This is a genomic window from Mesorhizobium sp. M7A.F.Ca.CA.001.10.2.1 (genome assembly GCF_003998575.1).
Classification (GTDB): domain Bacteria; phylum Pseudomonadota; class Alphaproteobacteria; order Rhizobiales; family Rhizobiaceae; genus Mesorhizobium.
Genome location: NZ_RZQY01000304.1, coordinates 1 through 6,888, shown reverse-complemented (window position 1 = coordinate 6,888; position 6,888 = coordinate 1). Strand labels below are relative to the sequence as shown.

General features: G+C 58.2%; 8 protein-coding genes. All 8 read left to right on the top strand.

The window, feature by feature from the left end:
- The coding region (locus tag EN964_RS19615; protein ID WP_281059560.1) for a UDP binding domain-containing protein at positions 1–286 on the top strand (286 nt) is incomplete at its 5' end.
- Positions 286–1,311, top strand: coding sequence for an NAD-dependent epimerase (locus EN964_RS19610; protein WP_127268854.1), 1,026 nt, complete (start codon positions 286–288; stop codon positions 1,309–1,311). The genes EN964_RS19615 and EN964_RS19610, both read left to right, overlap by 1 nt.
- A 97-nt stretch (positions 1,312–1,408) precedes the next feature.
- Positions 1,409–2,239 carry a glycosyltransferase gene (locus tag EN964_RS19605; RefSeq protein WP_164748852.1) on the top strand — a complete coding sequence of 277 codons (831 nt, stop codon included), beginning with the start codon at positions 1,409–1,411 and terminating at the stop codon, positions 2,237–2,239.
- The gene (locus EN964_RS19600) at positions 2,236–3,504 is read left to right on the top strand and encodes a hypothetical protein (protein ID WP_127268857.1); all 1,269 of its coding nucleotides are present in this window, start codon (positions 2,236–2,238) and stop codon (positions 3,502–3,504) included. Before EN964_RS19605 ends, EN964_RS19600 begins: the two co-directional genes overlap by 4 nt.
- Complete coding sequence (locus EN964_RS19595) at positions 3,497–4,273, top strand: class I SAM-dependent methyltransferase (RefSeq protein WP_164748853.1); 777 nt, start codon at positions 3,497–3,499, stop codon at positions 4,271–4,273. Before EN964_RS19600 ends, EN964_RS19595 begins: the two co-directional genes overlap by 8 nt.
- Positions 4,274–4,278: 5 nt before the next feature.
- The gene (locus tag EN964_RS19590; RefSeq protein WP_127270449.1) at positions 4,279–5,088 is read left to right on the top strand and encodes a bifunctional 2-polyprenyl-6-hydroxyphenol methylase/3-demethylubiquinol 3-O-methyltransferase UbiG; all 810 of its coding nucleotides are present in this window, start codon (positions 4,279–4,281) and stop codon (positions 5,086–5,088) included.
- 12 nt (positions 5,089–5,100) lie between these two features.
- Positions 5,101–6,222, top strand: coding sequence for a glycosyltransferase (locus EN964_RS19585; protein ID WP_127269564.1), 1,122 nt, complete (start codon positions 5,101–5,103; stop codon positions 6,220–6,222).
- Positions 6,219–6,888 (top strand): glycosyltransferase (locus EN964_RS19580; protein WP_164775884.1); only part of this gene is annotated, 670 nt, incomplete at its 3' end. The genes EN964_RS19585 and EN964_RS19580, both read left to right, overlap by 4 nt.

Sequence of the window (6,888 nt, the reverse complement as noted above, 5' to 3'; positions counted from 1 at the left end):
GAGGAATTCCAAGGTCGCCGATATCGTTGCCCAACTGAAGGAATACAACGCCGGCATCGACATATGGGACCCCTGGGTCGACGCGCAGGAATGCGCGCGTGCCTTCGGCGTGGCCAGCATGAAGGACATTCCCGACATGCGTTATGACGGCGTTATCGTGGCCGTCGGCCACAGGCAGTTCCGCGCGTTGGGCGTCGACGGCCTGATGGCGCTTTGCAAGACCCCGGGCGTCATCTACGACATCAAGGGTCTGTTCCCCAGGCATGTCACGGATGGGCGTTTCTGATGAAGGTTCTGGTCACCGGCGCGGCCGGCTTCATAGGATATCACGTAGCGAAGCGGCTGCTGGAGCGCGGTGACGAGGTCGTCGGCATCGACAACGTCAACGACTATTACGATCCGCAGATCAAGGAGGCGAGGCTGCGGCTTCTGAACGAGGCGAGCCGTAAGACCAATGCCGGCTATCATTTCATCCGCGGCAATCTCGCCGACAAGAGCGTGGTCGACGCCTGCTTTGCCGACCATGCATTCGACCGGGTGATCCATCTCGCCGCCCAGGCCGGGGTTCGCTACAGCCTGGAAAACCCGCATGCCTATGTCGAAAGCAACATCATCGCCTACACCAACGTGCTGGAGGCCTGCCGCAACAGCGCCGTCGCGCACCTGACCTATGCCAGCACGTCGAGTGTCTACGGCGCCAACACCGACATGCCGTTTTCCGAGCATCGTCCGGCCGACCATCCGCTGCAGTTCTACGCCGCGACCAAGCGCGCCAACGAGCTGATGGCGCACAGCTACAGCCATCTGTTCCGATTGCCGACGACCGGTCTTCGCTTCTTCACGGTGTATGGTCCCTGGGGGCGCCCGGACATGGCGCTGTTCCTGTTCACCAAAAACATCCTTGCCGGTGAGCCGATCAAGCTGTTCAACAACGGCAACCACACGCGCGACTTCACCTATGTCGATGACATCGCCGAAGGCGTGATCCGCGCCAGCGACAGCCCGGCCACGGGCAATGCCGCCTGGGACTCCAGCCGTCCGGATCCGGCCACAAGCAGCGCCCCCTGGCGCATCTTCAACATCGGCAACAACAACCCGGTGAAGCTGACCGCCTATGTCGAGGCGCTGGAAAACGCGCTGGGCCGCAAAGCCATCGTCGAACTCTTGCCGCTGCAGCCCGGCGACGTGCCCGATACCTTCGCCGACACCTCGGCGCTGGAGCAGGCGGTCGGCTACCGCCCGGCGACGACGGTGACCGAGGGCGTCGGGCGGTTCGTCGAGTGGTACAAGGCGTATTTTGCGCGGGGATAGGGTTCGGCGTTTCCCGGCTGATCCGCGCTGTTCCATGATCACTTAACCAGGAGCAGATGGAATCGATACGGCTCGCAAACAGGCAGTCTGCAATCCATTGCAGTCCCAGGCGCTACTGAGCGTCTGCATCCCCACGTTCAATCGGCGGGATCGCGTTGCGGCGCTGGTTCAGCAACTGTTGCGTACGGACTGTCCGTTGCAGATATGCGTCCATGTCGACGGTTCGACCGACGGAACGAACGAAGCGCTTGCGGAAATCGCGTCTCGCGATGCCAGTTTGGTGGTCACCACCGGCCCGAATGACGGCAGAGGCCGTGCGATGTTTTCGGCGATTGCTTCCGCCACTGGCGACTATTGCATGGTCTTCGATGATGACGACGATCTCTTCACCGATCGCTTGCCGGAGGTCTGTGAGCACCTCTCGCAGAGAGGTGTCGATCAGAAGATTGCGGGTTTTGTGTTCTCGATGGCTCTTGGCCACCCAGAGACCGCAGCAGAGCCGTTTCCGTCGGAACGGACAAACCTGATAAAGATGCGGGCCGACGAACGGGTGGTCGGCGACAAGAAGGAGGTCATCAAAACTCCTTTGCTTAAACGGGTTGCCGTGCCCCCAGCGGGGCGGTTCCGCCGCGTTCCAACATCTCTTCTCTGGTCCAGATTGGCGATCGAATACGACGTTATCTGTGTCAATGTCGAGATTGGACGAAAACGATATTTGCCGGAGGGGATGACGGCAAGGATTCGGCTTCTTCAGCGACAAAATGCATACCCGATGTTGTTGCTGAACTTGAACTACATCAAGGCGTTCTGGCTAGGACGATATCGGTCGGTTCGGTTCCTGGGCAAGGCGGTTCTTGCCTGTTTGAGCTTTGGTGTCTTGAGTTTCCCGTTCTTGCTCAAGAGGTCATTCGTGCGGGTGACTTCATGAAAGAAGCCAGCTTGTGGAAGTTGGTGGAAGCCATCGTAATACGAATTGTTCCTGGTCTTCTGAACATAGCGACGTTGCTGTACATCGGCAGCCATCTGGAGACTGGACAGTACGGTATTTTCAGCACGACGATTGCGACAGTTTCATTTATTTCGACACTTGTTTTTGGAGTCGCGACCTATTCGATAATGCCGATTTCCGCAAAAATGCATGCCGCGGGAATGGGTAGAGAGTACGTATCGTCCATTTTGACCGTGCTCGCAGTTGTGGCGTTGTTTGTCGTCCTGGCTGGACTGGCACTGACGTGGCTGGGATTTGGCAATGCCGTTGCCGCGACCATCATCGTTTCTTTCGGCTTGCACACCGCACTTCAAGAGATTTTGAGGTCACAACTGCGTTTGTGGGCGTACGGTTGGTCGGCGATTTGCCAGGCCGTCGCATACCAGGCAGGAGCCATAATCCTGCTTGTCGGCGATGCGAAAGTAGGCTCGGCTCTTGCAGCCTTTTCGCTCAGCTATTTCGTCGGAGCGCTGATTTCATTTGCCTTCCTGGGACCTATGAATCTGAGACGGCCTGGCTTTTCCTATCTTGCCGGGTCTCTGGTCACAGGCTGGGGATTTGTGTTGAGCAATCTGGCCGAGAGCGGCGTGTTTGTCGGCATTCGATACATTGTTTTGTTGCTTGGCTCCGAGACCCATCTCGGTGTCTTCTCGTTTTGCGTCGATCTTTCACAACGGTCCGTCGGCTTCTTCATGAATGCGGCCAGCTTCGTATTTGTGCCAAGGGCGTTTCTCAGTGCCGCAAATGGAAACGTCAGGCAGTTTCGGCGCGGACTGTTCGAGGGAGCGGCCATCGCACTCATTTTTGCGACCGTGGCCGCGGCCGGAATAGTTGGCCTGTTTTTCTCGGGCCATGCATCCGGATGGCTGGGGAAGTCTTTTGATCCTGTGGTGTTCGGGATCGTTTCTTGTGCTGTTCTGGTCAACAGGACGAAAAAAGTGATCATCGATCCGTTTGCGCTTCGGTCGAGCAAAGCGATGACGTTGACCTATTCCTACGCGATAGGGGCGTTGGCTTGCTGTTGTCTGGCGGCATTGGGCCTTTGGTGGCGGGTGCCTCTTGGCAGTGAAATGGCATTTTTGTTCGGATATGTCGTTGCCGCTGGCTGTTCCTTTTTCGCATTGAGGAATGTGATTGCAGATCAAGGGCCTGGTGCGAAACAGCGCACCGTTTTGATGGTCGGTCCGGATGCCAGAAATGAATGAGAAGAAAGCATTCTACGACGAGAAAAACAGGCGCATCGTCCATGTCGGCACGGTGGCTGATGACGACTATTGGGATTCTCACTGGGCCGAAGGGATTGTCTTGAGGCCGGATCGCTTTGTCGTTGAAACCACCAAGCGATACCTGACCGGATCGGCCAAGATCCTGGACGCTGGATGTGGCTTGGCCAATACGGTCCATGGCCTCGACCAGGCAGGCTTTTCCGCCTACGGGATCGACTTCGCGCAGAAGACCGTGGGGATGGTGAATCGTGCCGCGCCCCATTTGCAAGTGACCGTGGGGGATGTTCGAGCAACGGGCTTCGCGGACGAATTCTTCGATGGGGTGTGGTCTCTGGGGGTGATCGAGCACTTCTTCGACGGTTACGATGAGATCGCATTGGAGATGAAGCGCATCATCCGGTCAGGAGGAGTTGCCTTCGTGACAGTGCCGAGCATTTCTCCTCTCCGACGGCTGAAGATCAGAATGGGTCTCTATCCCAGGTTTCCAGGTGAACAGGCCGGATTTTACCAGTTCGTTCTTGAGCCGTCTTCGATTGTTTCCAGTTTCGAACAGCACGGCTTCAAGCTTCTGGAATCACAGCCGAGGGGAGGCTTCAAGGGGCTGAAGGACGAGACATTTTTCTCCAAGCCGATGCAGGCCTGGTACGACAGCAAGAATGGAATCCTGAGAGGCTTGCGTGCTGCTGTGGACCGGTTGCTCGGCCCATTTTCGCATCATACGCGGCTCTACGTCTTCCACAGGATATAGCGCGGATGTCAAATCCGAGTGGGCGCAGATCGCCAAACGAAACCGGTGGTGAAGCAGTGTCGATATGGCGAAAGTTTGTTCGCACGAATGTGGCCATTTCCGAGTTCCTGGACAGTGCTCTGCCGCGGCGCCTTCGCATCGACGGCAACCGGACCTTTGCGACGGAGATAGCACCTCCCTTACTTACCTCAAACGCACGGGTTTACGATCTTGGCGGGGGTGCCAGGCCGTTCGTCAGTCTTTCGGAGAAGCGGCGCCTGGGGCTTTTTGTCGTTGGGCTCGACCTCGACGCGGAAGAGTTGTCGAAAGCGCCACGCGGAATATACGACGAGGAGATTGAAGCGGACCTTACCTCGTTTAGGGGGAGGGGCGATGCCGACGTCGTCATTTGCCAGGCAACGCTCGAGCACGTCCGTGATGGCGAGGGCGCCCTGCGCGGCATTGCCAGTTGCGTGAAACCGGGAGGCATGGTTGCCATTTTCTCGCCCTCGCGCAACGCCGTTTTTGCCAGATTGAATCGGGTCCTGCCGGAGGGGATGAAGCGACGGCTGCTTTTTGCGATCTATCCTGAAAAGGGCATGGGTCATGACGGGTTTCCGGCCTTCTACGACAAGTGCTTGCCCAGTGACGTCGAAACAATCGCAAAACGGAACGACCTGGAACTTATCGAGCGCCGTCTGTTCTGGAAAAGCTCCTACTTCTATTTTTTCGTGCCGGCCTTTCTTGCCTGGCGCATCTGGTTAGGCGTTTCCGCCCTGTTCCTCCGCAAGGATGCCGCTGAAACCTACGCCTATGTCTTTCGGCGAAAACAGTGAGTTCCCGCGGCCATGAAAAGGAAGCTCGCGCTGATCGCCATTCCGCTCGACAGAAGAGGCGGTGCCGAAACCGTCCTGAAACTTGTTGCGCGCGCACTCGCGAGGCGACCCGACTGGGACGTCGAAATCGGCTTCTTGGGTAGCCAGGCGGCGGGCGAGGCCGCTGGATCACACCAGGACGGAATTCGGTGCAGCTACGGCTTTGGCGGCGGCAAGGCCATGAGCGAGTTTTTGCTCGCCCCGCGGCTGATCCGGCGTCGGTACGATTTGGTGTTCTCGAGCCACGCACGGGTAAACTCGTTTCTGGCTGCCGCCCGAAGCGTTGGACTTCTCCGCAGCCATAGGCTGGTCGCCCGCGAGTCCACGGTACTTCTGGATCGCTTCAAGGGTCCTCGCGCGCTCGCTTACAAGGCGCTCTATGCTGCCTATGGCAGCCAGGACATGATAGTCGCGCAAACGAGCTATATGAATGAACGCCTGCGTGACGTATTGCCCCGGCGAGCAATCGCCAAGCTGTGTACTTTGCCCAACCCGGTCGACGAAGATCTCATCGTCAAAATGTCCATGGAAGCATTGTCCGGGCACGACGCCGAGATACTTTCCCGCCGTCCGCAGATAGTCTGGTGCGGCCGGCTGATTGATGTGAAGCGTCCGACGATCGCGGTTGATGTGCTGGCCGAAGTCAGACGAAGGACCGGCGAGGATTATGAGCTGACCATGGTTGGCTCTGGCCCCATGGAAGCGGAGTTGAGAGCCCGCGCCGGCAAGCTTGATCTGGCCTCGCGACTAAATCTGCTCGGCCAGAGAGACAACCCGTTTCCGCTGTTTCGCGCAGCGCGTGCCGGCATGCTCACGTCGGCGACGGAGGGATTTCCCAACGTCCTTCTGGAAATGATGGCTTGCCGGATTCCCGGCATCGTCACCACCCCCTGTGCGGGAGATCTGGACATGCTGTCGGGCCTGGAGATTTCAGCCGGCTTTGGCGCGTCGGAAATTGCGGAAGCACTGCTGAAGATCATTCAAGGCGGTGATCGGTCGGCCTTGTACGGAAAGACCTTGTCGGAAAGATCGCCGGATCGGTTTGCGGATATGCTGTTGAGAGCGCCGTCGTCATATCCGGGTGGGCAGCGATGACGGCCGTTGCTCGCAACAAGATAGTCGTCTCGATAAACACATCCTGGAATGTCGTCAATTTTCGCAAGGGACTGATCGAGGCGCTGCGGAGCCGCGGCTATGACGTGGTCGTCGTCGCGCCGAGAGACGAGTATTCTCCGCTGATTGCGGCCATGGGCTGCCGCTATGTCGAACTCGACATGGACAATTCCGGCACGTCACCGTCGCGGGATTTGGTCCTTCTGTGGCGCTACTGGCGTCTCTTGCGGCGCGAGAGACCGCTGGTGTTTGTCGGCTTCACGATCAAGCCCAATGTGTTCGGCTCCATCGCGGCCAATCTGAACGGCATTCCCGTCATCAACAACATTTCGGGATTGGGGACAGCGTTCGTTCGCGGTGGTCTGCTGCTCAGGATTGCCAAGGCTTTGTACCGGGTGGCATTGGCCCGTTCCAAAATGGTTTTCTTCCAGAATGACGATGACCGGATGCTGTTCGTCGACGAACGCCTGGTTCGCAAGGATCGAACCGCGCTTTTGCCTGGCTCCGGCATCGACCTCGCGCGTTTTGCCCCTTCGCCCGAAGCGCGCACCGGGTCTGGCGCCATCATCTTTCTTCTCGTGGCCCGGCTTCTCTGGGACAAGGGTGTCGGCGAGTTCATCACGGCGGCCCGTCGGGTTTGCCGTGAGG

Bases quoted from the DNA above. Each gene is read 5' to 3' on its own strand.
- EN964_RS19610 (WP_127268854.1), top strand. From the start codon at position 286: ATGAAGGTTCTGGTCACCGGCGCGGCCGGCTTCATAGGATATCACGTA.
- EN964_RS19600 (WP_127268857.1), top strand. From the start codon at position 2,236: ATGAAAGAAGCCAGCTTGTGGAAGTTGGTGGAAGCCATCGTAATACGA.
- EN964_RS19595 (WP_164748853.1), top strand. From the start codon at position 3,497: ATGAATGAGAAGAAAGCATTCTACGACGAGAAAAACAGGCGCATCGTC.
- EN964_RS19590 (WP_127270449.1), top strand. From the start codon at position 4,279: ATGTCAAATCCGAGTGGGCGCAGATCGCCAAACGAAACCGGTGGTGAA.
- EN964_RS19585 (WP_127269564.1), top strand. From the start codon at position 5,101: ATGAAAAGGAAGCTCGCGCTGATCGCCATTCCGCTCGACAGAAGAGGC.